At 39.3% G+C, this 25,221-nt stretch carries 24 protein-coding genes; 11 read left to right on the top strand and 13 right to left on the bottom strand.

The features are described from left to right. Window positions 1-7: 7 nt before the first annotated feature. The gene (locus AC1HJP_RS03200; RefSeq protein ID WP_480360329.1) at window positions 8-1,135 is read right to left on the bottom strand and encodes a TRAP transporter substrate-binding protein; all 1,128 of its coding nucleotides are present in this window, start codon (window positions 1,133-1,135) and stop codon (window positions 8-10) included. A 333-nt stretch (window positions 1,136-1,468) separates the two neighbouring features. Between AC1HJP_RS03200 and recR the strand changes: the two genes are divergently transcribed. After that, window positions 1,469-2,071: a recombination mediator RecR gene (recR, locus tag AC1HJP_RS03195; RefSeq protein WP_480360328.1), complete on the top strand. Its 603-nt coding sequence runs from the start codon at window positions 1,469-1,471 to the stop codon at window positions 2,069-2,071. A 247-nt stretch (window positions 2,072-2,318) separates the two neighbouring features. Then, window positions 2,319-3,137: a DUF3667 domain-containing protein gene (locus AC1HJP_RS03190; protein WP_480360327.1), complete on the top strand. Its 819-nt coding sequence runs from the start codon at window positions 2,319-2,321 to the stop codon at window positions 3,135-3,137. Between the two features lie 35 nt (window positions 3,138-3,172). Here AC1HJP_RS03190 and AC1HJP_RS03185 read toward each other — a convergent pair whose 3' ends face one another. The 7 genes from AC1HJP_RS03185 to AC1HJP_RS03155 form a co-directional block, all read right to left on the bottom strand. Beyond that, complete coding sequence (locus AC1HJP_RS03185) at window positions 3,173-3,391, bottom strand: helix-turn-helix transcriptional regulator (RefSeq protein WP_058030153.1); 219 nt, start codon at window positions 3,389-3,391, stop codon at window positions 3,173-3,175. Then, window positions 3,384-3,881, bottom strand: a complete 498-nt coding sequence (locus AC1HJP_RS03180; RefSeq protein ID WP_480360326.1) for a hypothetical protein — start codon at window positions 3,879-3,881, stop codon at window positions 3,384-3,386. The genes AC1HJP_RS03185 and AC1HJP_RS03180 overlap by 8 nt, the downstream gene beginning before the upstream one ends. 190 nt (window positions 3,882-4,071) lie before the next feature. After that, a complete protein-coding gene (locus AC1HJP_RS03175) occupies window positions 4,072-5,010 on the bottom strand; it encodes a LysR family transcriptional regulator (RefSeq protein ID WP_130255821.1) in 939 nt (312 codons plus the stop codon). Then, window positions 5,007-6,740, bottom strand: a complete 1,734-nt coding sequence (gene aceK, locus AC1HJP_RS03170) for a bifunctional isocitrate dehydrogenase kinase/phosphatase (RefSeq protein WP_480360628.1) — start codon at window positions 6,738-6,740, stop codon at window positions 5,007-5,009. The genes AC1HJP_RS03175 and aceK overlap by 4 nt, the downstream gene beginning before the upstream one ends. 154 nt (window positions 6,741-6,894) lie before the next feature. Beyond that, complete coding sequence (locus tag AC1HJP_RS03165; RefSeq protein ID WP_480360325.1) at window positions 6,895-7,371, bottom strand: DUF4124 domain-containing protein; 477 nt, start codon at window positions 7,369-7,371, stop codon at window positions 6,895-6,897. Window positions 7,372-7,447: 76 nt separating this feature from the next. Continuing rightward, a complete protein-coding gene (locus AC1HJP_RS03160) occupies window positions 7,448-8,947 on the bottom strand; it encodes a DUF3413 domain-containing protein (RefSeq protein ID WP_480360324.1) in 1,500 nt (499 codons plus the stop codon). A gap of 4 nt (window positions 8,948-8,951) precedes the next feature. Beyond that, complete coding sequence (locus AC1HJP_RS03155) at window positions 8,952-9,164, bottom strand: YejL family protein (RefSeq protein WP_138482174.1); 213 nt, start codon at window positions 9,162-9,164, stop codon at window positions 8,952-8,954. Window positions 9,165-9,228: 64 nt separating this feature from the next. Here AC1HJP_RS03155 and yejK point away from each other — a divergent pair, with 64 nt between their 5' ends. Beyond that, window positions 9,229-10,242 (top strand): nucleoid-associated protein YejK, encoded by a 1,014-nt coding sequence (gene yejK, locus AC1HJP_RS03150; protein ID WP_480360323.1) that lies wholly within the window; start codon window positions 9,229-9,231, stop codon window positions 10,240-10,242. 111 nt (window positions 10,243-10,353) lie between these two features. Beyond that, window positions 10,354-11,841, top strand: a complete 1,488-nt coding sequence (locus tag AC1HJP_RS03145; protein WP_480360322.1) for a diguanylate cyclase — start codon at window positions 10,354-10,356, stop codon at window positions 11,839-11,841. A 15-nt stretch (window positions 11,842-11,856) separates the two neighbouring features. Here the strand turns inward: AC1HJP_RS03145 and AC1HJP_RS03140 are convergent, their stop codons facing one another. The 3 genes from AC1HJP_RS03140 to AC1HJP_RS03130 are packed head-to-tail and all read right to left on the bottom strand — an operon-like array spanning window position 11,857 to window position 15,043. Continuing rightward, window positions 11,857-12,879: a hypothetical protein gene (locus AC1HJP_RS03140; RefSeq protein WP_480360321.1), complete on the bottom strand. Its 1,023-nt coding sequence runs from the start codon at window positions 12,877-12,879 to the stop codon at window positions 11,857-11,859. After that, a complete protein-coding gene (locus tag AC1HJP_RS03135; RefSeq protein WP_480360320.1) occupies window positions 12,827-13,441 on the bottom strand; it encodes a penicillin-binding protein activator LpoB in 615 nt (204 codons plus the stop codon). The genes AC1HJP_RS03140 and AC1HJP_RS03135 overlap by 53 nt, the downstream gene beginning before the upstream one ends. 12 nt (window positions 13,442-13,453) lie before the next feature. Continuing rightward, window positions 13,454-15,043: a COG3014 family protein gene (locus AC1HJP_RS03130; RefSeq protein ID WP_480360319.1), complete on the bottom strand. Its 1,590-nt coding sequence runs from the start codon at window positions 15,041-15,043 to the stop codon at window positions 13,454-13,456. A 292-nt stretch (window positions 15,044-15,335) separates the two neighbouring features. Between AC1HJP_RS03130 and AC1HJP_RS03125 the strand changes: the two genes are divergently transcribed. Together AC1HJP_RS03125 and AC1HJP_RS03120 are read left to right on the top strand one after the other, a co-directional pair. Next, window positions 15,336-15,914 (top strand): LPP20 family lipoprotein, encoded by a 579-nt coding sequence (locus tag AC1HJP_RS03125; RefSeq protein ID WP_404390229.1) that lies wholly within the window; start codon window positions 15,336-15,338, stop codon window positions 15,912-15,914. A gap of 54 nt (window positions 15,915-15,968) precedes the next feature. After that, window positions 15,969-17,324, top strand: coding sequence for a transglycosylase SLT domain-containing protein (locus AC1HJP_RS03120; protein WP_480360318.1), 1,356 nt, complete (start codon window positions 15,969-15,971; stop codon window positions 17,322-17,324). Between the two features lie 217 nt (window positions 17,325-17,541). On the opposite strand, the gene rne is transcribed toward AC1HJP_RS03120, so the two are convergent. Next, entirely contained in the window at window positions 17,542-20,616 is a 3,075-nt protein-coding gene (gene rne, locus AC1HJP_RS03115; RefSeq protein WP_480360316.1) for a ribonuclease E, read from the bottom strand. Between the two features lie 500 nt (window positions 20,617-21,116). On the opposite strand from rne, the gene rluC reads away from it, so the two are divergent. Next, entirely contained in the window at window positions 21,117-22,070 is a 954-nt protein-coding gene (gene rluC, locus AC1HJP_RS03110) for a 23S rRNA pseudouridine(955/2504/2580) synthase RluC (RefSeq protein WP_480360315.1), read from the top strand. Continuing rightward, complete coding sequence (locus tag AC1HJP_RS03105; RefSeq protein WP_480360314.1) at window positions 22,070-22,741, top strand: HAD-IA family hydrolase; 672 nt, start codon at window positions 22,070-22,072, stop codon at window positions 22,739-22,741. The genes rluC and AC1HJP_RS03105 overlap by 1 nt, the downstream gene beginning before the upstream one ends. Here the strand turns inward: AC1HJP_RS03105 and AC1HJP_RS03100 are convergent. Continuing rightward, on the bottom strand, window positions 22,691-23,293 hold the full coding sequence (locus tag AC1HJP_RS03100; protein WP_480360313.1) for a Maf family protein: 603 nt from the start codon (window positions 23,291-23,293) through the stop codon (window positions 22,691-22,693). The genes AC1HJP_RS03105 and AC1HJP_RS03100 overlap by 51 nt on opposite strands. A 119-nt stretch (window positions 23,294-23,412) precedes the next feature. Between AC1HJP_RS03100 and yceD the strand changes: the two genes are divergently transcribed. From yceD to plsX, 3 genes are read left to right on the top strand one after another with little or no spacing between them, the layout of a single operon-like run. Next, entirely contained in the window at window positions 23,413-23,937 is a 525-nt protein-coding gene (gene yceD / locus AC1HJP_RS03095) for a 23S rRNA accumulation protein YceD (RefSeq protein WP_480360312.1), read from the top strand. A gap of 10 nt (window positions 23,938-23,947) precedes the next feature. Continuing rightward, window positions 23,948-24,118 (top strand): 50S ribosomal protein L32, encoded by a 171-nt coding sequence (rpmF, locus tag AC1HJP_RS03090; protein WP_058030134.1) that lies wholly within the window; start codon window positions 23,948-23,950, stop codon window positions 24,116-24,118. 12 nt (window positions 24,119-24,130) lie between these two features. After that, entirely contained in the window at window positions 24,131-25,186 is a 1,056-nt protein-coding gene (gene plsX / locus AC1HJP_RS03085) for a phosphate acyltransferase PlsX (protein ID WP_480360311.1), read from the top strand. Window positions 25,187-25,221 lie beyond the last annotated feature (35 nt).

Raw genomic sequence — 25,221 nt, 5'->3', positions numbered from 1 at the left:
CACAATACTAAGAAAGCTGAAAGCGGCTGGTTTCATTGGTCGCGTCTAGTAATTTATCAAAGGTTTTGAGATCACCTAATAAATCTTTTTTTATGTCCCGCCAGGCAGGCTGGTGATGACCAAACTGCCTTATCCATTCTGATTGCTCTTTATTACTTGGCTCATAAATAGCTGTGCCATATTTTGAGAGCCCTTTGATACACGCAGTATGAATAGAGTTAAAATTACTGACGTGATGCTCAAATGTCTTTTCTGCTGCAATGCTCACTGCTTCTTTCAAAGTGGCTGGTAACTGTTTTAGCCAAGCTTGGCTGATAACTGTCACCCATGCATCCGGCACACTGTCGATTTTTGTAACATGTTTTAAGTAGCTTTTTAAGCCATCAGGACCTGAATGAAGTCCAACTATACCTGGATCAAGCGCGTCTATTAGACCTAGACGGGCCATTTTAGCTGTTTTACGCCATGGTATTTCGACAATGTTAGCCTGCGTAAGTTTATAAAAGTGAGTGAGCACTTTAGATGCCGGAACGCGTAATGTTACACCGTTAAGATCTTCAGGCATTATGACGCGTTTGTTAGAACGTTTTACCGTTGTTAATGTGCGTGAACCCACAATATGGTGTAAAAGAATTTGAAATTTACCCTGATCCTTTATGGGGGCGAGTACTAAATCGTACCAATGTTTAGAGCTGATCAAATTTAAGTAAGCTTGGTTGCTACTCGTCCAGAAAGGGATGTTTAAGATGTCGAGTAATGGCAGAGCACGGGATAAGTTAGAAACTGAAATTAACGCGGCATCTATACGTTTATGGTTAATGGAGGCCATCAACTCAGTGCCTACACCAAGTTGGCCATTGTCAAACAGTGATACGTATACTTTGCCTTCAGATAATGACTCAATATAAAACTTTAATTCTTGGTGTAGGTGAGGAGTCGTTCTGTATTGGCTGGTTTTATAAGGAGAAGCAAAGTTGAGAATATAGTCAGCTCTACTGCGTTTATCTCGCTCTTCCATTAGGTCATATTCCATTTGAATAGTCTCAACTGGAAGGCACAAAAGCGGGGCACAGTAGTTAAGGGCACCAACACTCAATGCCCCTTTGATAAATAAGCGTCGATTTATCTTCATCATTTCAGTATAGCTTGAAATAAAAAGCTGGCACGAAATGACACTTATCTATGATTTTTCTTTAAGTTATTCAATTATACTTGTGACAGGTTTGTCGCACTTTTATAATCACATTAATCTAACAAGACATACTTAGTACACAATACTAACCCTTCGTAATATTTAATCATTTTGAGGGACTAAAACTGACGCTAACTTCGTTGAAAACATCTTATTTAGAACAACTAAATAGAAAAATTTTCTCCCTGTTATCGACATGTTTCACTTGCCTTAAAATAGATCACTTAATAAAGAGGGTTGGTATAAGTGTTGAGTTTTAAATAAAAAAGAAGCGTTATGCAACTATCTGGAACCTTATCACAACTCATTGAAGCCTTGCGCTGTTTACCTGGCATTGGTCCTAAATCGGCTCAGCGTATTGCTTTTCACCTGCTTGAAAGAGACAGAGATGGCGGCAGCCAGTTAGGGCACAGCCTAACTAAAGCGATGCAAGTTATCGGGCATTGCCAAACTTGTCGCACATTTTGTGAGGAGCCAGAGTGTTCGCTTTGTCAAAATATTAAACGCCAAGATAGTCGCTTATTATGTGTAGTTGAATCACCAACAGATGTGCTTGCTATTGAGCAAACTGGTCAGTACACAGGCTTGTACTTTGTATTAATGGGGCATTTATCACCGTTAGATGGCATAGGACCTAATGAGATTGGTTTAGATGTGTTAGAGCGTCGTCTATCAGAAGGTAATATCGATGAGGTGATTCTCGCCACTAACCCAACTGTAGAAGGTGAAGCAACAGCACATTTTATCTCTGAGCTTTGTCAAAAATATGATGTTCTTGCTTCTCGAATTGCCCATGGCATGCCTGTAGGCGGAGAACTTGACTTGGTCGATGGCATGACGCTTATGCATGCGTTTTCAGGGCGAAAAGCCATTAGCTAAATAAAGTGCACTCTGACCTTTTAAGCATTTAGAAAAGCTAATCATATAACGTGATTAGCTTTTTTATTTTCGTAAATATTAATAATACCTAATCCTTTTGAGGACTAAAACTGACGCTTTATTAAATGTATTGATACGGGATATGTAAATAAACCTTTGACAGGAAGTATCAGGTTAGGGACAATTTACTTACAATAATAGTGCGTAACAGTCTATTTTTAGTCGTTTTTCGATAGGGATATATCACGTGGTAAATTTTGATGAGCAAACAAATTGCTTAAACTGTGGTGCAAAATTAACAACGCGTTTTTGTGGAGAGTGCGGTCAAGAGAAAGCACAACGTATTACTTTTAAAGAGTTATTTAAAACAGCTCAAAGAGCGCTTTTAGAATTTGAGTCACCATTTTTAAAAACATTTATCACAATGACAACCTCTCCTGCTAGAGTGTGTAGAGATTATATTGAAGGCAAGAGAGCAAGCTATTTCAATCCAATTAAATACGCTTTCTGGAGTTTGACATTTTTTATTTTTTTTACTGCTTTAACTGGTCAATCTGTCAGTGAGCTGACAATGAGTGCATTCATAAGCTCTACCTCACCAGAAACTCAACACTTTGGTGAGGTATTAAGCAAAATTATAGAAGGCTCAATGTTGTTTTTAACTTTTATTTACGCAGCAATTTTTGCTCTGTTATTAAGAGTTTTCTTTAGAAAAGAAGGTATTAAATTTACTGAGTTTTACGTATTAGCAATTTTACCATCTGCACATTTAACCTGGTTTTCTTCAATATTAGTTGCTACGAGTTGGTTAGATGCAAAAGTTATAGGATATACTTCCTTGTGTTTATCAATCGTATTTCCTATTTATACTTACACGACTTTTTTTAATAAAAATAAAATAAAAGTATTTTTTAAGTCTTGTGCAGTTATGCTTTTAGGACTACTCATAGTGGGTTATTTAGGTGCATTGCATACATATATTCAGATTGGTTACGAAGATGCAGTTAAACAACACAAATTAGAACAAGCTAAAAGTGAAAAGCAGGTTGAAACTAATAAGCTCTAAGCTTTTTCAAAGAGAATAAAGCCAACCCTTTGGCTTTATTCAGCTTCTTTATATTGAAATACTTCTTCAAGTGGTAAAGAGAAGACTTCTGCAATTTTAAAAGCTACTTCTAAACTTGGTGAGTATTTATTGGCTTCAATGGCCATCACTGTTTGACGAGTCACCCCGATGGCTTCAGCAAGTTGCTTTTGCGTCATCTCATTGTTTAAAAATCTCAACGTTCTAATCGAATTAGTGATAACGCGATCAGTCATAAATCGCTCCTGTGCGGCCTTTAATGAGTTGTACACCATAAAAAACGATTTCAGCTAAGATAAAGGCGACGACCATAATATGTAGTGGTAAATAAGGCATGCTGATTTTATCTGCAAAAAACGGGTTAGCTTCAATTTGATATTGGAAAATGCCTATACCTAAACCTATTTGTAAGATCCAGGCTGAGTATTTGTAGCCGATTAAGTTGATCTGCTTTTCACGCACATCCATGGGTTGCTCTAGTTCTTTGTCACTTGCAAATGCTAAGAGAATATAACTGGCGATCATTAAAACAATACTATAAAAAATTACATTACCAAGTAGCCCTGATAACCAAGTTATATCACTCAACTGTTCAGTACTTGCTAATGACACAGCACGTAAATAATAAAACAAGATGTAGCCACAAATAAGCAAGTCAACGAGTAATGTCACTTCTCGAAAGCTACAGCTATCCAGCCATTCTTTAAATTTTTGCTGTCTAGTCATGTTTGTTTCCTTTTACTTTAGGTTAAATATTTTTAACATGAATAAAATTACGTCAAAATAGTGATTGGGTCAAAGATTTTTTACTTTGAGTTAGCTTTATTTGTCATCTTAAATGTAACGTCTTGTGTTTTTTTGAACAAAAAAATACCTGCAGAAGCAGGTATTAGTTTTTAATTTCATGATGTTAAGGCTATTTTAATTCTTCAGCCACCTCTGCGACTTTCTGTCTGAGCCAAATATGGCTTGCATCGCGGTGTAGCAAAGGGCTCCAGATCATATCTAGCTCGAAAGGTGGAATAGGGAACGGCGGCTCTAAAATAGCCAACTGCGGATCATCTTTGTAAATATTGGCGGCTTTTGAAGGCAGTGTGGCAATCAAGTTTTGTTCTTTTGCGAGGTGAATAGCGACATGATAATTACGGGTAAAGGTAGCTATGTTTCTGTGTTTACCAAAGTGCGCAAGCGCTTCATCAACCCACCCCAGTTTTTGCACATCTTCTGGGTCCATACCAACACCCACACCAAAGCCAGTTTTACTTACCCAAATATGGCGTGCCTTTAAATAAGCATCGAGGTTAAATTTATCGATAATAGGGTTATCAGACTTAATTAAACAGCAGAAACTGTCTTTCCAGATACGTTTATGGTGGAAAGATTGAGGTAGATTTTCAAAACGGTTGATGGCCATATCTACCTTACCATTTTCTACATCATGAAAGGTGACGTCACTTGGCGTTAATATATCTAGTGTGGTGTCAGGTGCTTCTTCATGTAACTTAGTTAATAACTTTGGCGCAAGCGTACTTGCGGCGTAGTCACTTGCCATGATCCTAAATACACGCTTACTTTGACTTGCTTCAAATTCTCGATTTGGTGCAAGGGTTTCTTCAAGCGTCATTAAAATACCGCGAATAACGGGCTGTAACTCTAATGCGCGCTCAGTAGGCACCATGCCATCACTGGTTCGAACTAAAATAGGGTCGTTGAATAAGTTACGCAGTCTCTTTAGGCCATTACTCATGGCTGGTTGCGTAATACTAAGCTGGTTTGCAGCTCTAGTTACATTGCATTCTCGTAATAAGGTGTCGAGATATACTAATAAATTTAAATCTATTTTACTGATATTCACATTAATCTCTTTTGTTTCGCAATGTGGTTAAATCTTTGCTCTGGTGGGTAGGGGTAAATATGTTTACTCACTTTGTTGATAATATCGGCTTGTGCATTTTGCCAATACTCAACGGTTAATAATTCGGGATGCGTCTGCTCAAAGAATGTTTTCAATTTAGGGTTCGTCATCACAAAAGTTAATAACTGCTCAGGAAATACATCTTGTGGTGCAACTGAATATAAATCAGCCCCTGAGTATAAGTCATCTAAACTTGGCTTCGGCAAGGCTCTAAAATTCATTTCTGTTAGGTATTGCACTTCGTCGTAATCATAAAATATCACCCTGTGGTGTTTACTGACACCAAAGTTTTTCAGCAACATATCTCCAGGGAATATATTAGCCTGCAACATCTCTTTGATGGCTAATCCATAATCGTCAATCACTTTAAAACTTTGTTCGTCAGAAGCTTGCTCAATAAAAAGGTTGAGCGGATTCATTCGTCTCTCGATGTATAAATGTTTAATGACTAAATGATCATTCTCTATCTTGATACTGCCAGCAATGGTTGCTTGTAATTGCTTTAGTAATTCAGGGCAGAATCTATTTAGCGGCAGTACAACATCTGAGTATTCAATGGTATCAGCCATTCGACCAACACGGTCGTGATTTTTGACCAATTGATATCGAGCTAATACTGTATCGCGACCAAAAGGCTTACTTTCAGAGAATTTATCTTTAATGATTTTAAAAACATAAGGAAAGTTTGGTAGCGTAAATACCATCATCACCATACCGGGTGTGCCAGGTGCGATCACAAACTGGTCACTGCTGTTGTCTAGGTGGTGTAAAAACTCACGATAGAACTCGGTTTTACCTTGTTTATGAAAGCCTATGGCATTGTATAGTTCAGCAGGTGTTTTATTTGGCATCAGTTGATTTAAGAAATGCACCATAGCTGATGGGGTATTGGTTGAAACCAAAAAGTAAGCCCGTGCAAAGCCAAAAATAACTCGCATCTGTGAAGAGTTTGTCAGTAAGGCATCAATACAAAGCTTGCCATTCTTGTCGTGCAACACAGAAATAATAAAGGGTTGAATGCCACTCTGAGAGACAACACGGCCAATGATATAGGCGCCTTTATTACGATAAAATGGTGAGGGAAGCATATCAAAACGCATCTGATGGTGCTGGTGGTGCGTATCTGGTGCTTGTTGAATAAACGCCTTTACTAATAATCTAATATCTTGTTCTAAATTGGCAAACTCACATTGAAAGTCAAACTCATTGATAATCTGTTTGATTGTGGGTTTTAACCCTTTAACAACTGGAAAATAACTTCGATATTCGGTTTCAACGGCAACAGCTGGTGCATCTTTTAAAGTTGTTTCGACAAAAATAAAATCATTATTAAAATACTGCCTGTCGAACAAACGACAAAATACAGAATTATAAAAGGTTTCTGCTAGCTCGGCTTGAGGATGGAAGGTTAATAAGTCGAGATAGCGCTGTTTTACTTGGTACCAAAAAGCTTCATCAAGCACATCACAATTTAGTAGCTCTTTTACGTCATTGATGGTTTCGTTGACTCTAGCATCATAATGATGGATACGTGCTTTGCTGATTTGTTGGATCTTACCCCAATCTTGTGTGGCAAAAGCGATAGGGGCTTGCCCTGTTATCTGTTGAAATAATTGATAGTGCTTAGCAAAGCCAGAAAGTATCAATTGGGCTAGACTGAAAGCGTGCATCATCATCCTCGATATTTAGGTAATTTGCCGCCAAAATAGAGGTAAAATTACCAAAAACGCATTATCTTGCTGACACTATATAATGAAAATGGGGTGTTTGGCTATCCCACAATGGTCTAGAGAAGATGATGATTTGCTTAACTTGTTTTAAGCTTTATTGATAGCGGGCTAGTTGCTTCTCTAATCTCGCTATTTGTTTATCAATGTCTTTAATATCTTTTAAATATTGCTTATTGATAGATTTGAGCTGTTTTTTAACATCTCGGATAGTTTGTTGTTTTTTTCGGTCATCCATAACGCGATTCAAGCGAGCTTGTTGTTCTCTAGAGTCTCTGTCTCTGTCACGGCTCAATATAGCTGATTTTTGACGCTTAGCACGGATCTCACGCTTTAAATTTCGAACTATTTGTTTTTTCTCTAGATTATTGAGTGTTTTGAAATGCTGTTCAGAAGGTATCTTTGCTTCAGGGTTGGAATGCGTCAGTGTATGAACAGTACCATTTTTACCACAAGGGTGCTGGCTAAAAATAGTCCCTCTATCTGTAACGCACTTATAGTAACTTACAGAGACCTTTTCAGCAGACACACTCATAGACAGTAGTATAAGAATGATGGCATATGTTCTTAGCATAAACAGCTCCCTTTAGTTTTCTCCATGACCCTCAGAAGGATTATAGAAATATAGTAAAGCTAAAAGGAGATGCAAGTTAATTGCCACCACTACTGCGAGTGAACTTTTGTAATTCTTTGATACTGTGGATAAGAAAAGGGATATCTAAACTTTGTTCTAATAAAAACCCCTCTGAGCCTGACATTTGTTTATAACTGCCATCTGGGTTAACCAAAGTAATTCTATCTTTCTTGAACGTGATCAACACACCGTTAGAGTAATTCACGCCCTCTTGGCTGAAGTCTTGATTTAGGTTTCTACCTAACATGATAGCTTCAGCAAGTGTAGGGCAATTGAGTTGCTCTGATACCACAGAATAAATGATGTCGTTAAGTTGCTTAAAACTATCACTATTTTTGATTTGGATAGAATCTGACACATATGCCTGAGAGGTGGTAATTAGCTCTTTGTTATTGTCGTCTGTAAGCGACAATGCGATCACATTCTCAGTAGGAAGAGCTTCAAGTTTATCTGCTAAGATGATGTTGATTGGATGCTCACCATCAATATCTTTGAAGCCTAGCCCGGTAAAGCCTGATAGGCCTAATAGCACATTTTTCTGTGACCAAGCGGGTAAAGAGCCTCGTAGCTTCTCAGAATTGTAATATGCAGGTAGCCCATAAATAAGGTTAAACAGTGCATCTTGACGATTACTTGGCTGTAAAACATTATCAAGCACAGACAAATCAGAACGTTCAGCTACAAAGCTATTCAGTAGAGCGCTGCTTTTAAAGACAATAATGTTGACGGTTTGATTGGCTGCTTCACAATTTGGTAATGAAGACTTAAGTACAAAGTCACCTTTCGAGCCTTCTAATTGAACATTTCTCGCTTGTTGATATTTTTCAATATCAAGTAAATCGTGACGGGCCAATAAGGTTTTTGCCGTTGTAGGGTAAGAGAGTGGCAATACATTGTCTTGTTTCGTAATATCAAAATAGTTGTTCGCATCGGCCCATATATGAATACTATGACTTAAGGCAAAACAAGTGACAAGCACACTGGTAGCATAACGTGCAAACTTTAGGTTTTTTAGTCTATCTAGATGCCGCCAAGCATGGTTACTGGCAATCAACTCCAGTCCTAAAATAATAATAATCAAAGAGCCGGCAATGACAGTCGTTATGGCTGGCGAGCTTGTGAGTGTCGACCAAAGTAAGCTAATTATCTCTGGTAGCGACTGAATATTAATATGGTAGCCGAGGCTGTAGTATACGAAAGCATCTAGACATAGGGTTGAAACACCAATTGTCGCAATGGCTGCAGCCATGCCGCGTATGTGCCTAGGATAGGGAAAGACTAAACTCAGAGGAAATATGGTTAAGACAAACGCACAAAACGTAATAAAGCTGGTATGACTCACCCAAGTTATCAGCATATAGAACCAGCCAAGCGGTGTGCTCGGTTGGCTATCTGCAAATAAATAAATCGTACTGATCATCAGTACTAAGCCAATATTAGCGAAAGTAAACCAGTGTCCCCAACTCAATAGTTGGCTGGCTTTCGAAGAAAACTGGTTGTCAGGGGTGAGATTCATTCAGTTATTTTACCGATTGCACGAGCGCTTTAGCGAAATTATCGGCAACAGCTTGTCTTTTATTTTCTGGCACATGTTCTTTTAGAATATGCGTGATAGAATTTCCTAAACACATTAGACTTAAATCAACAGGTGCCTGTTGTTGAGTTAACACATCGATAAGCTGGTCGACAATTTGTTCTACTTGTTTGTTGGAATATTTAGATTGGATAGGCATCAGTTGGTTCAAAATCAATAAATAATAATTTTTTATTTTAACACCAGAGGCGCGAAAAACAAAGATGAGCATTGAGGTGAATAAACTGGTTGTCCATTATGTCGACAAACAGGACGAAGATACCCAAATCCATTTACGCAATGATGAGATGTCGATTAACGACCGAGTGAATGTATTTATTGAACAGTTACATCATGCTTACACCAGTAAACCTGGTAAGGGATACTGTGCGTTTAGCCCAGATAAAAATAGCCAAGTCGCATCGGCGATGCAGAGTTATCGCAATAATGAATTAAACTTTTATAGTGTGACTGAACAAGCGACGAAAGTTTTAAAAGAAGAGCTGAACAAATACGCCTTTAACGAAACTGGGTACTTGGTATTTTGTCACTACCAATATGTAGCAACAGAATATGTGCTAATCGCACTAATAAACATCAAAGAGCATTACTCGATTACATCTGAGCTAGATTTATCTGCTTCGCGCCATTTAGATATTTCTCGTATGCAGCTTGCAGCAAGAATTGATCTATCAGCTTGGGATACGCAACCTGAAGATGCGCGTTATATCTCGTTCATTAAAGGAAGAGCAGGTCGAAAAGTGGCTGACTTTTTCTTGGACTTTTTAGGCTGTGAAGAAGGCATTGATGCTAAACAACAATCGAACGTGATGTTGGCGGCTGTAGAAGACTATTTGAGTGAACAGCAGTTTAATAAGGAAGAAAAAGACGACTTAAGAAAAGAAGTCTTTGATTACTGTAATGACTGTATTACAACAGGCGAAGACGCCAATATAGCTGACTTATCTGAAACACTGTCAAAATCTTCAGAGACTCAATTTGAAGACTTTTATAAAGATCAAAGCTATGACTTAGCTGAATCATTTCCGGTTGATAAGAAGACGTTAACAACTATGGTGAAATTTTCGGGTCTAGGTGGCGGTGTAAGTGTGGGTTTTGAGCGTAAACATTTAGGCGAGCGAGTATTGTATGATGCTCAAAATGACACGCTTACAATAAAAGGCATTCCACCGAATCTTAAAGAGCAGTTACAACGCTTTTATGAAGAAAACGAATAGCAGTAAATTATGATAATTCTAAAAAAAGAGCCTCGGCTCTTTTTTTATTGTCATACTCTAAGGTAAAGTCTTGTCTATATTTAATAATACACTTCATAGTGCCTGACTATTATGAATCAAAAGTCGTTTGTTTATGCAGATATAAATTGCCCGTTTTGTTTTGTACTACATGAGCGGTTAAAAAAACTCAATTTGATAAACGATATTGAGTGGCGCTTGGTTGAACACGCACCCTCTGCAAATGTTCAAGAGTTAAAGTATATTGATATTCTCAATGCCGAATTCAAAGCTGTATTAGATAAAGCGTCTGACATCGAGATCCATAACCCCAAATTTATGGTTAATACTTCGATGCTGAATGAAACACTCAATGCGGTGTCTGGCAGTTATCCAGGTAAAGCCTTTGAGTTTAGGGATGCTATATACCGAGCACTATGGATAGACAATTTAGATATATCTGACCCTGTAATTTTAGATTCTTTACTCGTTAAATATGGTGTGGATGAGTTTGAGTTTAGTGAGCAGCAGCAAGCACAACTTCTACAATGGCAATCGGACTGGGAAAAAGGTGACTTTGGACATAAAGTCCCTGTCTTGATTAACGGAGCCGGAGATTCTATTACAGGTTTACAAAACGAAAGTACTTTGCTGTCATTCTTTAAAAATGAAGCCGTCCAACAAGTTGATCAGTACAGTGCCTGTAATCTTAAGTTTAATGAAAAAGTGTTTATGCTTGGAGACTCATTATCATCTCAAGTAGTTTCAAGTTATTTGTCTCATGCAGAATATGATTTTTATAAACTTGAGTCGCAAGATACTTTATTAAGTAAAGCGCTGAAACAAAACTGTGCTTTGATACTCGTTGAACACCAAGCAGACCCTGACTTTGAGTTCTGTAAGCAGTTTCGTGCAATGTCGCAAAGTACAATCCCTGTAATTTATTATAGTGATAAGTTAACTGATGAAATTGAAATGCAAGGTTTTGCAATCGGTGTTTCAGATATGCTCGATGTAAGCAGACAAAAAGAGAGCTTACTTGGTAGGTTAGCAATGCATATTCGTACCAAACATCAATTAGATATCATCAGTGGTTATGCAACTCATGATCCATTAACTGGTTTTTATAATCGCCGTGAAATTGAACGTGTATTACAACGGAGTTGGCAAACAGCTTGCCGTTATAGTACAGAACTAACCATATTTCTGATTGATGTGGATGACTTAAAAAAATATAACCTTAAATACGGTTATGCGGCAGGCGATGAAGCACTTATGGGCATTGCAAATGTGTTATCGGCAGGCAGAAGCGAAGATATAGTAGGGCGCTTTTCTGGTGAAGAATTTGTGATGATTTTACACAATACGCCAGAAAAAGAGTTACTCAAAATAGCAAATCGTATACAGAATAATATTTTATCTCGCAAAATCTGTTACAACAAAGATGATGATAATGACTTTGTGACGGTCTCTATCGGCATTGCGACGACCTCAGCTGATAAAGTACATAATTACACAGATCTACTGGCGTTGGCTGATACAGCCTTAAACGAAACAAAAACGCTTGGCCGAAACCAAGCGATAAAGTTAAGATTAGCTTAATTCGTAAGTGAATACTTACATGTAAGATGAAGAAATAAACTCAGCGATTTGCCCAGCTAGATTATCAGCTATCTTATCCATGGCTTTATTTTTAGCCATACTTTGATAAGAAGAAGCGGCTTTGACTTTGCTGTTGAAATGCGCTCTTTCTTCCCCATTCTCAACGATAGAGACAAAGGTCTGTGCAACGCTGTAGTGGGTACTATCTTGATTAATATTTTGCCAATCAGTTCTGATCTTGATGGTAAAGTCCGGTTTAAATGTCGAAACTTTTAAGCCTTGATCTGTGAGCGCTTTAGCTAGGTGATCTCTTAAATTTGATTCTTTCTCAGAAGTTACCTCAAGATTAAAGCTTAAATCAGCAATCACTTCTTCAGCTTGCTTGGCTTTATAAAATACTGATTCACTTAATATCACTTGTTGGCTTTGCAGCATAGATAAAAATTCATTCTTTTGAATTCTTTCAGCTAAAAGCTTCTTAACTCTCAATGCCGATTTTAAACGTTGAGTTTTTGTCGGCTGGGTTAAACTCACACCAGCAATTTGAGTATCAATACCTGAAATTTCGAGTTCGGTTTGCATAATTGCATTGGTTTTATTGAACTCAGCCAGGGCATAAATGGTATTGCCTTGTTGAAACTCTTCACTAATACGTAACCCCTGTAACTTTAAGTCAGGCACTTGGGAGCGAATTAATTCGTTAAGTTTAAACTTACTACTGCCATTACTGGCTTGTTGCACAATACGGGTATCTGCAGTGATCACGACATTAAGTTGTTTTGCTAAAGCAACACGGGCTGATTCAATCGCTGTATTTTTAGCTTGCTGTAAATCGCCATAATTCTGCGCCTGACCAACGCCGTATACTACATTCGGTGCACTTGGAATTTGTGTGATCCAAGCTGGGGTGACAGGCTCAGTTCTAGTAGAGGTAGACTGACAACCCGATAACATCAGCAAAGATAAGCACGCAGCTATAGGGGCTTTAGAAACCAAAGCGCGAACGTTTTTGATGTTTTTGAATTTTCTTCTGGCCATTCCATACCTCACGGTTGCTTGTCATATCGATTAATCTTAAGTCTACTTGGTAAAACGTCACTCTTTGTCCATCTTGTTCATCTACAAATGAGTTAATACTCCCTGAGAGGGCATAATCCGCACCTAGCTCTTGTCCCATTTCATTTTGTGTTTCGATAGAGGCATTGAGTTCTTGGTCTTTACGTTCTTCACGGATCTCATTTCGAATACTGCTGTTCGCCACGAAGTCAGCCTGGCCCGTTCTTAAAATGGCACGTTTTAAATCATTTAAAAAAGTATCAACGGCAATATGTTGATGAGATTTGTTACGAACACTTTGGATGATAATAGCAGGCTTGTTACTGTGGTATTTCAAGTGGTCGCTAACCCATGGGAAGGTGAGCATGTCATTGACCATAGCTTCGGCGACGAGTTGCGAATCCTTAGCATTCCAATTGTCAGATAGAGCAATCTCTTGATTGCTGTCTACGCGTTCAATCTTTGTACTTTGGCAGCCTGATAGGAATAAAGTGCCTGTAAGTAAAAGACCAGAGTAGGTTAAAAAGTTTTTTGTTCTCTGCATTGTGTTTTCCATTTATAGAGCATTAACCGTTGGTGTAGCATTTAAAAAGGTACGCGTATGCCAAACAGTCATTGAACCTTGTACTTCTATGTTAGCCGATTGTTGTATCACTCGTCCCGAGTTTAGGGTGGTTTTTATTGTTAAATTTTGTAGCCCAGGCTCGAGGGAAAGCTGAGCTAGCCTGATTTGTGCAGGAAGTGACTGCCATTGTCTTGTGTCAGCCGATGCAGTAATTGCGTTTACGGCGGTTGAAGCAATTTTGACAAAGCTTCCTAACAGGTTGTTTTGATCTGCACCAGCTACTTGCATCGCTTTGCGAGCGGTTAAGGCTTTGACAATTTCTCTGGTAAATGCGATACGGATTTCAGATTGTGCATCAATCAAGGCCTTTTGTAAGGCTAATTGACTTATTGAATGAAATTGCTCAAGGTCTGCTAATTTTTTATTGCCTTGCCAAATTTCAGTCTTACGGATCGGTAATTTGGGCGGGGCTAAATAACTTACTGAGATCCTCCCCCCATATTCGAGGGCATCGATTAGCCCGATATCCTCAGCTTCATCCCACAAAGAGCCTAATGGGATCCGCTTAGTCATGGTGCCAAGCAGTACATCGCTTACATCACCGAGTATGTAATTTTGCATCAGGTCAAATAAGCTAGTGTCAGCATAAAGCATTTGAAACCAAAGTCGTTGCTCACGCTTTTCTTGTTCTGAGCCAATAAAAATAGGATACATAACCAAGGCTTTTGATCGCGCTTCGGCTCTTAGCATAAAGTTTAACTGCTTTTTTTCAGGTGCAATGCCTAGGTTTTGGATAATCGTAACTTGTGCACTTTCGGGTACTTCAAGAGAGCTATGTTTACTCAGCAGGGTTTGCAGTTCTGAGCGATATCCGCCAGCTAACTTCATCGCTCGTGCTAAGTTTTTCAGTGCAAGTTTTTCGGTTGTATCAGTTAAACCATATTGCTTAGTAAAGCCATTTTCATATGCTTGAGCGGCTCTTTGGTACTGTAATCGAGCCGCATCTAAATCATTATTTTGTTCGCTTAGTAAACCACTGAATAAATGAATGAAAGCATCATCCTTGTATTCAATATTTTCTAAAAGCGCTTCAGGTGCAGCGATTGGTTTTAAAATGTCGTAAATGATATCGGTAAGAGAGCCTTCATCTTCTTGTTCGGATTTTTTGTAACCACCGGTTTCAGACTTTAGATTTTCCATGTAAACATCAAGCTGTCGCATTTCAACTTGGCTCGAATCTAGATAGGTTTCACGCATACTCGGGTTAAGTTGAGCGAGTGAATTAAAGTTCAACGCTTTCATATAATGTATCAGGGGTAAATAATAGTTTTTGCCTTCATAGTTGGCAAAACTGGGCCCACTTAACATTGCTAGGGCTTGCTCAGATATGCTAACCGTGTAAAACGATTCGATGTGTGCTTTTGCTCTGTCTAAATGCTGATTACTTTGTAAGTAATCTTTCTCTAAATGAAGAATAGTCGCAAGTTCTAATTCGTGGAGAAGCCTATCTCGACCCGCAGACGAATAGTTTTGTTTTATAGTCTGCTTTGCTTGAGCAAATTGCCCCTGTTCTATTTGCAAGATGGCGCTTTTATTAGCGTGAATAGTATTGCAGCCTGATAGAAACATTAGAGTCAGACAGTAAACTAAAAGCTGTTTTAATGGAAAAAAATGAAATACCTTCAAAGACACATCCTTTGCACTGAAAATAAATAAAGAATATAGTAACTTATAATCAGGTAAGTTAAAGAAAAATAGTAATATTTGAAAGTGTTAAATTGTTAAAAGGTGTTTTTACACTTTATTACTGTTTAGCTTGATTAACTTTGCTACAGTAACTCTAACATTGCTTAAGGCTATAAAGGAAAACAAGATGAAAGTTAAACCACTAATTGCATCAGTGTTCATGGCAGGTATGCTATCAGCGTGTAGTTCAACGTCAGACAGCACGGCTTCTAGTTCTCGTGTAAATGTACCCGATTGGGTTTTAAACCCTGTTGTGGAGAATGGTATTGCAGCTGCTGATTGTATTAAATACTCAGGTAATATCTCGATAGATCAAAAAATGGCAGTTGCTAATGCGCGTTTGGCATTGGCGCAACAAATTGAGACACGTATTGAAGGTTTAGATAAAACTTTTGCTAACCGTGTTGATGCAAATGATAAAACAACTGTGGGCTCAACTTTTAGTTCTGTCTCTAAGCAGTTAACCAAACAGACTCTACGTGGCTCTCGTGTAGTTAAAGCCGATATTGTTGATATTGCAGGTAAAGATTATTTTTGTGCTCTGACGACTTTATCACCTGAGCTAACAAAAACACTATTTCAAGACCTAGTGAAAGAAACAAAGCTTAAAATTGACCCACAAGATGAGCAGTTTTTATATCAGGAATTTAAAGCGTTCAAAGCAGAACAAGATTTAGAAAAGGAAATTGCTAGATTAACAAACTAAAGCAATTCTAAGCGCATCATTCGATGCGCTTTTTTTGTCATTGAGGACAAGTAAATGAAACGTCAATTAATGCTATTAGCAGCATCCCCCATTTTAGCACTGCAGGTGCAAGCTACCCCTTCTACGCTTTATACTGAACTCGATAAAGCCATGCAGTCCTGGCAGGCAGAGCAAAAGCCCTCGCAAGAAAAAAACTTATCTGAATTCGAGGCGTTCAAACAGCAGCACTTAAAAGATTTTAACCGCTATGTTGAAACGCAAATGGCGGAGTATGATAAGTTCAGGGATCAGCTTTTAAAATCTTGGGGTGATGCGCAAATAACAAACCAAAATCAGTTTGTGAGTTATTCTGAGGATGATTCAGCCAGATTGAATGTTGACTTTGAGAATAATACGCTCACTTTGAGTGTTAAGCATAAGGCTGGAATCGCACCTAAAAAACACGAAGTAGAGGCGTTATTTCAACAATTCCTTCGTTCAGAACAAGCACTACTGAAAGAGTTTTATAACCATGCACCTGCATCTTTAGATGAGCGAGATTTTAAACAAGCAGACACCACAAAGATCGATAAAAAATCTCAAGCAAAGGCATTGAAGAAGGCTTTACAAGAGATAAAGAAACAAACGCGCCTTCAACAACAAGCGCTTGATAAAAAGTACGACGAACAGCTTGTAAACGAAAGCGTCGATAAGCAATCGCTCAACGCTTTAGAAAAAGATAAAGCAGTCTTAAAACAGTTAGAACAAAAGCGTATGCTTACTCTGAAAAAGAGTGTGCCTGAAATTATCTCCGAGGCACCAAAGAATACGCTTATTACTGAATTTGTAATCACCTTGCCTAAAAGCAATCAGGTATCACAGCGTGCAAAGAAATACCTTGCGCCGATAAAAAAGCAAAGTGCACGATTTGAGTTACCTGCTGCAACGATATTGGCTGTGATGCATACCGAAAGTCATTTTAATCCGATGGCTAAGTCCCATATACCTGCTTTTGGTTTAATGCAAGTTGTGCCTACAAGCGCGGGTATTGATGTAAATCGTTTTTTGTATGACATAGACGCGCCAATGTCAGCCCCATATTTATACGTTTCTGATAATAATATAGAAGCGGGCTCGGCTTATTTGCATTTACTAGACAAACGCTACTTAAAACATATCTCAGATCCTTTAAGTAGAAAGTACTGCATGATAGCAGCTTACAATACTGGTGCTGGGAATGTAGCGAGGGCTTTCAATGGCAATGGCTCTAGAAGCATTCGCAACGCCAGCAAAGTAATAAACTCTATGTCTTCTGAACGTGTTTTAGAAGTATTGAGCGAAAATTTACCTTATGACGAAACTAGAAAGTATATTCATAAGGTGCTTGAGAAAGAGAAGCTATACGAAGTAGATAATACCAATCCTCAATAATACTTAATCATTTTGAGGGACTAAAACTGACGTTAGCTTCGTTGAAAATTTCTTATTTAGAACAACTAAATGGCAAAATTTTCGCCTAGCTACCGACAAGTTTTACTTGCCTAAAAATAGATCACTTAATTAAGAGGATTGGTATAAACTCTAGTTTTTTACAAAAAACAAAACAAAAAAGGCTGCAATTGCAGCCTTTTTTAGTCAGTAGTGATACTTAGTCAACTTGAGCAGGAGAGGCCATGTCGGCACTTGCTCTAGCCGTTGGTGCTTTAGAACCAGCAGACATACCTGAGTTATGAGTAGGTGTACGTTGCTCTAAAGGCATCGCAGATGGCATTTCAAATGCATCAATCTCATCACTGCTTTGTGCTTTTGTCATTGGCGCTGATGCATTGGCATGGAAACGAACGCGAGGTAGCGCTGACAAAGCGTTAACAGTATTTGGGGCTTCAACCACTTCAGCAGCTTTTTCTGCTTTAGGTGCTTCAACTACCTCTGCAGTTTCTTCTGCTTTAGGTGCTTCAACTACCTCTACAGCTTCTTCTGCTTTAGGTGCTTCAACTACCTCTACAGTTTCTTCTGCTTTAGGTACTTCAGCTACTTCAACAACTTCTTCTGATTTAGGTGCTTCAGCTACTTCAACAGCTTCTTCTGCTTTAGGTGCTTCAGCTACTTCTGCTTTAGATGCCTCAGCTACTTCGACAGTTTCTTCTGCTTTTGGTGCTTCAGCGACTTCAATAGCTTCTTCTGCTTTAGATGCTTCGGCTACTGCAACAGCGTCTTCTGTTTTAGACGTTTCAGCTACTTCAACAACCTCTTCTGTTACCTGCTTAGCTTTAAGCTCTGCTTCGTATTCTGCTGCAGCTTGATCTGCTACAGGGATGAATGCAGGCTCTTGCTCTTTTTCTGCAGATTCAGGTTTTCTTCTACGCTGACCTGCAGCACGAAGGTGACGAGGAGAGCGACGAGAACGTGTTCTCGGTGCGTCTTCACCTTGTTCGACAGATTCAGTCGTCACTTCCGTTACTGGAGTTGCTTCTTCAGAAGTAGCCTCTACAGGTTTATCTTCGGCTTTAGCAGCTTTCTTAGGCTTCTCAGCGCGCTTTGTTTCAGAGCGTATGGTTTTTTCTTCACCCTGATTTTTAACTTGAGTTTGCTCTTGAGAAGCAGTCGTATTTTCAGATTCAGAACTTACAACTGTATTGTTAATATCTTGATTTTCAATAGCAGCTTCTTGATCAGCAATACGTACTTTTTTGCGAAGGTTGCGACGCTGACGTCTCGGTTTTACGCGAACTTCAGCATTTGCAGTTTCTTCGGTATTAGTTTGTTGCTTTTCTTCAGCTTCTTTATTAGTGCGATTGTCAGGACGACGACGCGTATTTTGACGGCGGCGCTTATTGCGATTTTCCTGACCTTCTTTTTTCTCATTCTGGTCTTTGCTTTCAGAATTGTCTTTAGCCTGGGCATCATCACGTTTCTTGTGATTGCGACGTTTCTGCTGATTGCGACGGCGATTGTCATTATTGCGACGTGGTTTACGTTCTTGGTTTTTGTTCTCGGTTTCTTTCTTTTCAGGTTCTTCCTCTGATGAAAACAGACCTTTTAACCAATTACCTATGCGCGTTAATAACCCTTCAGACTTAACCTCTTCTGTTTTAGGAGCAACTACTGCAGGCTGAGGTGTAGGCGCTGGTGCAGAAGGCATAACAACACCTTTAAGTACCGGCTCTTCTTTAGGGGTTGTGCTGACAGCAATTTCGATTACTTCAGGTTCAGGTGTAACAATTTGCTCATAACTTGCCGTCTCCGGTGTTTCATCTTTGCGCAAACGAACAACTTCATAGTGAGGTGTTTCTAAATGCTGGTTTGGAATGATGAATACATTACAGTTATGACGTTTCTCGATACGATGAACAGACTTGCGCTTTTCATTTAGAAGGTATGCTGCAACAGCTACTGGCACTTGCGCATTGACTTGTGCAGTATTCTCTTTAATCGCTTCTTCTTCGATTAAACGTAAGATAGAAAGGGCGATAGATTCGTTCGAGCGAATTGTACCTTGACCACTACAACGTGGGCATGAATGCTGACTTGCTTCACCTAATGAAGGACGAAGACGTTGACGTGACATCTCAAGTAAGCCAAAGCGTGAAATCTTACCAATTTGTACACGCGCTCGGTCCGGACGTACAGCATCTTTTAGACGGTTTTCAACTTCACGTTGATGACGAGGCGGTGTCATATCGATAAAATCGATAACAATTAGACCACCTAAGTCACGTAAACGTAATTGACGCGCAATCTCATCAGCCGCCTCAAGGTTAGTATTTAACGCGGTTTCTTCAATGTCTCCACCTTTGGTCGCCTTTGAAGAGTTGATGTCAATTGATGTTAGTGCTTCAGTTGGGTCAATGACAATTGAACCACCTGAAGGTAAGCGCACTTCACGTTGGAAAGCAGATTCAATTTGGCTTTCGATTTGGTAATGCGTGAATAGTGGTACGTCGTTTTGATAAAGTTTAACGCGGTTGATAAAGTCAGGGCGGAAGCGCTCGATATGAGCTTTAGCTTCTTCAAAAACACGGGCTTTATCAATTAAAATTTCACCAATATCGCGACGTAAATAATCACGAATTGCTCTGAAAATTACATTACTTTCTTGGTGAATTAAGAATGGTGCTTTACCACTGTCAGCAGCTTGTTGGATTGCATCCCAATGAACAAGAAGTGCTTTTAAATCGTACTCTAGTTCTTCAAATGATTTACCAACACCCGCAGTACGAACAATCAGTCCCATGCCTTTTGGTAAATCTAATCGGCTTAGCGCTTCTTTAAGTTGAATTCGCTCGTCACCTTCAATACGGCGAGAAATGCCACCTGCACGAGGGTTGTTCGGCATTAGGACTAGGTAACTACCTGCAACACTGATGAATGTTGTTAAAGCCGCCCCTTTTTGGCCTCGCTCTTCTTTATCAACCTGAACGATAACTTCTTGGCCTTCTTTGATAACATCTTTGATGTTAGGGCGGCCATTGAATGTGTAACCTTCTGGGAAGTAAGTTTTAGCGATTTCTTTAAGAGGAAGGAAACCGTGTCTCTCAGCACCGTAATCAACAAATGCTGCTTCTAGAGATGGTTCGATTCGAGTGATTTTACCTTTGTAAATATTGGCTTTTTTCTGTTCGTGGCCAGGACTTTCGATATCTAAGTCATATAATTTCTGACCGTCAACCAGTGCGACGCGCATTTCTTCTTGCTGCGTAGCATTGATCAGCATACGTTTCATATTGTTAACTCTACTTTCAAATTAAGTCGAGTCTGATGTGCAAAGTGTAGACCTGACGAGTGCCCCATATTTAATGATGCAGTCTCACGACTGGGGTCAATGGAATGTTCTTACAACTTATTTTTTAAGCGCACGGTGACGGTTATCACTACCAGTTTATTCGCACGGTAAGGGCGCTTCTTAGTGAATAAGTTTAATCTCGTTTTTGGCTTTTACTTACGCAATCAGACATTTATTTCTATTTTTGCTTTCTTTTTTAATCATGCTTAGCCTTCACTGCGATCTGTTACGCGCATCGAAGTGAGCTAAAGGCACGTGTTATTCGGATGACAAAAGCTTTGGAAATCCAAGCTGCTATCTGTATGATCGTCACCCATGATGTGCATCACGATTATTGTCTTTGCGATAAAAAGCAGTTTCGCAAAAAAATTGCGCGTCGATTATCCCATTAATAACGTCGTGATAGCAACTAAATTATTACTCAAATCAGTGATTAGGCAATGTCAGAAAAATCTCCTTTAAAAGTCAGCTTTGTAACCGTAACTGAAGATCAGCAAGGTCAGAGAATTGATAACTTCTTAGTGACCCATTTGAAGGGGGTGCCGAAGAGTGCAATTTATAAAATCCTTCGTAAGGGAGAGGTAAGAATTAATAAAAAGCGCGTTAAGCCAGTTTATAAATTGCAAATTGATGACTTAATTCGTATTCCGCCTATTAAAGTGGCTGAGCGAGAAGAGTTTGTACCAAAAAATCTAGATAAAATATCAGCTCTAGAAGATGCAATCTTATTTGAAGATCAATATCTCATTGTGATCAATAAGCCTTCAGGCATGGCTGTGCATGGCGGCAGTGGCTTAAGCTATGGCTTAATTGAAGCGTTACGCGTTTTAAGACCCCAAGAGAAAAACCTAGAGCTTGTGCATCGTTTAGATAGAGACACATCAGGTTGTCTTCTTATCTCCAAGAAACGTTCTATTTTAAAAGGACTCCACGAGCAACTCCGTGAAAAGACCATGGAAAAAAACTACTGGGCATTAGTGGTAGGAGAGTGGGCGGCAAAAATTAAGAATGTTACTGAGCCTCTTCGAAAAAACACCTTACAGTCGGGTGAGCGAGTTGTACGAGTAGATGAGGAGCAAGGTAAGGCATCACATACTCGCTTTAGAGTGCTTGAGCGTTTTGACGGTTGTACGTTAGTGCAAGCATCACCAGTCACAGGTCGTACTCACCAAATTCGTGTTCACACTCAATGTAAAGGCCATCCTATTGCGTGTGATGATAAGTACGGCGACCAAGTTTTTGATAGCCGTATGAGAGAGATGGGCTTAAGTCGTTTATTCTTACACGCCCATGATCTTCGTTTTTTACACCCTAAGCATGAAACAACCATGCATGTTGAGGCGCCATTAGATAAAGCATTAAATAATGCCTTAAAAACATTAAGAGCAAAGTAATGCAGTATAAACTTGTTATTTTTGATTGGGATGGCACTTTGATGGATTCAGTGCCAAAAATTGTAAATGTTTTAAAACTTGCAGCCAAGCACTGTGGGGCCGCCATTCCGACTGATGATGCGGCCAAATCTATTATCGGTTTATCTTTACCGACCGCGGTTGCAAAGCTGTTTCCAAACGATGAAGATAAGTGGGAAGCGTTAGCTCAAGCTTATAAAATGGTTTATAAAGAGGGGGATGAAACTCCCACACCATTATTCACAGGTGCAAATGAGTTACTAGACGCCTTAGCAGCGAGTCAAATGCAGTTGGCAGTTGCGACCGGTAAATCTCGTACAGGGTTAAACCGCTTAATGGCTGAAACATCGACAGAAGATTACTTTGTTACCACTAAAACGGCTGATGAAGCGCACTCGAAGCCTAATCCTGATATGCTAAATCAGATTTTAACAATGACAGGCGTAGCTGCTGAAGATGCCATAATGATTGGTGATTCATTATTAGATATTGAAATGGCCAAGCAAGCGGGTGTTGCAGCGGTTGGGTTGACTCATGGTGCAGCAACTCGAGCAGCGCTTGAAAAAACGCAAGCGCTGACAGTGCTAGACAGTTTAACTGACTTACATACTTTTCTTTTGACTGAGCAACACATCGACGTCAAAGCCAGCTAATAACTGGGTTAATCTAATTAAAGGCAGCCCAATCAATGAATTTGGATCGCTGCCTTCTAATTTCTCAAACAAACAAATCCCCAAACCTTCACTTTTAAAGCTGCCTGCACATTGATAAGGCGTTTCAGCATCGCAATAAGCCTCGATTTGGCCGAGAGATAATTGATTGAAGTGAACGTTGTACGGTTCAACAATAACTTCATGCCTGTCAGTTGCTATGTCATATAGGCACAACCCGGTTAAGAATTTCACTTTATTGCCACTAAAACTTTGCAGCTGTTTGATGGCATTTTCTTTTGTATGGGGTTTACCAAGTATTTTTCCGTCGTGAACAGCTACTTGATCTGAGCCAATCACCAAACCTTCTTTGAATTTTTCATTGGCTGCTTTTGCTTTTAACACACTTAACCTAGATACTAATTCGACAGGTGACTCATCGCATAAATGACTTTCATCAACATCAGGTGAAAACGATGAGAAAGGAAGGTTTAATTTTTTTAAAATTTGCTGCCTAAATGGCGAGCTTGACGCTAAAATAAGAGGAGTTTTCATAAACACTTAGTTGTCAAAATACCAATAGCGCTAGAATAGGGCGCAATAGAGCGAAAAACAAAGGAAACTTTGATTTTTATTTTGACTAAAACATTAACTATCTATATGATGCAGCCCCTATGCAAAAGGTGAAAATTCCCATCACTCTTGATCCTTGCAGAGCAGCTCAACGCAGACTCAGTTATGACGGCGTTGTTCAGCTTGAAGAACTTTCTCGCTTAGAGCAAGTTGTGCAAGATCAAACTGGTGAAATAGCGGTAGACATTCATTGCAGTAATGATGAACAAGGGTTGGTTGTAATTCGCGGTTCTTTCCGTGCACATCTGACCGTTATTTGTCAGCGTTGTAATGGAGATTTAGGGTTGGATTTGGAACATGACTTTGCTTATTCACCGGTTAAAGCGGGTGATGAGTCGGACCATCTTCCTGATTGCTACGATGTGGTTGAACTGGATGAAGAAGGTGAAATAAATCTTCGTCAACTTATAGAAGACGAGCTTATTTTAGCGATTCCTATAGTGCCAACACACGACGAAGCATCTTGCGCTTATTCCGAAGAGCCTGCGAGCTTTGGTGAAGTAGTTGCAACAGAGAGCAAACCAAATCCATTTGAAATTTTAAAACAACTTAAGAAAAATTCTTAGGAGAAGGCTAATGGCTGTACAAAAAAGCAAAAAGTCTCGTGCAAGACGTGGCATGCGCCGTTCACACGACGCGATCAGTGGACCAGCTCTAACTGTAGATCAGGTTTCTGGTGAGACTCATCTTCGTCACCACGTGACTGCTGATGGTTACTACAAAGGCGAAAAAGTAATTTCTAAATAAGAGATTGCTTTTATGCTGACTCATCTAACCATTGCGTTAGATATGATGGGGGGCGATTACGGCCCCCGTTCATCTATTCCAGCCGCAATTTTTGCGGTAAAAAAATATCCTCATCTTACATTGCTCCTTTGCGGCGATGAAAATTGTATTTCTGATGCTTTAAGAAAACATAAAGCAGACTCACACCCAAGATTAATCATTAAGCACTGTAGTGAAGTCGTTTCTAATAATTGCGAGCCTGCGCAAGCACTTCGAAACAAGAAAGACTCTTCAATGCGTATCGCTTTAGATTTAGTAAAAACCAAACAAGCACAAGCCTGCGTTAGCTCAGGTAATACTGGTGCACTGTTGCTGATTGCACACTTTGTGTTAAAAATGCTACCCGGTATCAAACGACCTGCACTCATTTCTGCTGTACCTACAGAAAAAAAACAACCCGTATATTTACTGGATCTTGGTGCAAACGTGCATTGTGATGCGCAAACATTGTTTCAGTTTGGCATTATGGGCAGTATTGTTGCCGGTGAGACCTGTAAAGGTGATAGGCCAAAAGTCTGTTTACTTAACATTGGCTCTGAAGACATTAAAGGTAATGACACAATCAAAGAAGCCGCGAATATGATGAAGGCAACACCTTATATTAACTACACAGGATTTTGTGAAGGCAGTGATATGTTTTCTGGTAAGGCAGATGTTGTCGTTTGTGAGGGGTTTGTGGGTAATGTCGCACTAAAAACATGTGAAGGTATTGCTAAACTTATTATGCATAAGTTTACAAAAGCGTTGAAAAAACGTTTTTTCTACCGATTATTAGCCGTATTACTCAGTCCAATCATAAAAAAACTCTATAGAAGAGTGAACCCCGACCAGTATAACGGTGCAAGTCTGGTAGGATTGCGTGGTATTGTTGTGAAAAGTCACGGAAATGCTTCGAACAAGGCGTTTCTTGCTGCAATCGAAGAAGCTATCAGAGAAGTTGAAAAACAAGTTCCTGAAAAAATAGAAGCGACCTTCGAACAAATTGCATTAGATGAAGAACACTCGCCATCGTCCCTCGAAAATTACTGACTTGGGGTGAGGGTGGCATAACTATTATTATAAAG

The organism is Pseudoalteromonas sp. NFXS53, assembly GCF_056629255.1.
This window is presented reverse-complemented; position numbering and strand designations above follow the sequence as displayed.